The organism is Streptomyces sp. NPDC037242 (genome assembly GCF_055604165.1).
In genome coordinates this window covers 1-1,444 of the sequence record NZ_JBVJUY010000069.1, presented here as the reverse complement: position 1 = coordinate 1,444, position 1,444 = coordinate 1, and the positions used below count along the sequence as shown (strand labels likewise).

Here is a 1,444-nt window from a genome sequence, read left to right as displayed (position 1 = left end):
TTCCGGGAGGGGGTGGGGGGAGGGGGGGGGGGAGGGGTTTGTCTCCGTCCCCCCCCCCCCCCCCCCCCCCCCCCCCCCCCCCCCCCCCCCGACCCGTGGGAACAGGGCCTGCTGGTTCACCTCGCCGATCGACAGGCAGTCGGGTTCGTCGTCCACGAGCGACAGGTCGGCCCAGCCGCTGGACAGGACCAGGCGCCGTCCGAGCGCGCGGGCCGTATCGATCACCGTCCTGGTGGTGCCTTGGGGGGCGCGCATGCTGCCGAACCCGCAATAGAGGGGTGGTTCGCCGGCTTCCAGGAACGCCTCCAGTTCGGCGGACAGCGGCCGGTCGTCGGGCAGGATCCAGGCCCCGGTCTGTACGACGTCCGGGGTGGACGCCTCCGGCCAGGGCGCGAGAGTGGGATCTGCGGCGAGCCAGGGGGAGTCGGTGAAGATGTGGCTACGGACGTCCTCGACCGGCGGCAGGCCGGCGGCGGCCCGCTGCCCGTTGAGGGCCGTGCCCCACATGGCGTTCCAGCGGTCGGCGTCCTCGGCCCAGAGCGCGCGGTTGTCGACGGTCCCCTCCTGCGCCGGCGTCTGTCCGAGCATCCTGAAGACGGGCGGTGCGTGGTGCGCGGACGGCAGGGTGTTCGGGGCGAAGGCGGCGTAGACGTAGCCGATGCCTCGCTGCTCTGCCACCGAGTGCGCGGCGACGGCCAGTGCTCCGCCTCCCACAATGACGTCGCAGCCCCGGGAGGCGGCGCGGACCGCCTCGAACTGTGCGGTGACCGTGCCCTCGATCAGCTGGCGGCGCTGCTCAGGGGTGGGGATGGCGCCGGGGCTCTGCTTTGCGGTCCCGCGGAGTTCCGGCCCTACGGGGACGTAGGTGATGCCGAGGGACTCGGCCCATCCGCGGAAGTCGGGGGGTGCGCATACGACCGCCTCCTGACCCATTGCCTTCAACCGCACGGCCAGTGCTACCACCGGTTGGACTTCACCGCGTGACCCGATCGTGGACAACAGAAAACGCATCTCGCTCCTGTCTCGCGCCGGGTGTCCGGCGCATGCCGGGTCCCATGCGAGCAGTCGCTGCAGGGCGCGTTCCGAGAGGTGGGGCGCGAGCGCGATGCGGACGGGGTCCATGACCACGCGGGTGCAGGGGCCGTGAGCTGGGAGAACGGGCGATGACACGGCTCGGCCGGGGGCGTTTTGACTCGCTCCGAGGCCGTGATGTAGAGTCAAACGGTTGCCTGGAGCTGAACAGTTCGGCAACACCCCCCTAGGAAGTGAATTCTGAACAGGGGACACTCGACTCCTCATCCAGGAATCTGAAGCCGGGAAATCCGGTGGAAAACTTCTGATAGAGTCGGACTCGCCGGAAAGGGAAACGCGAAAGCGGAAACCTGGAAAGCGAAACCCGCTTCGACCGGGAATCGGACACGAAAGAGTCTGATAGAGTCGGAAA

1 protein-coding gene is annotated in these 1,444 nt (G+C 69.5%); it reads right to left on the bottom strand.

The features are described from left to right. Positions 1 to 1,122: glycosyltransferase (locus ACZ7GJ_RS37830; protein ID WP_470758506.1), on the bottom strand; the 1,122-nt coding region annotated here is incomplete at its 3' end. Between the last annotated feature and the right edge of the window lie 322 nt (positions 1,123 to 1,444).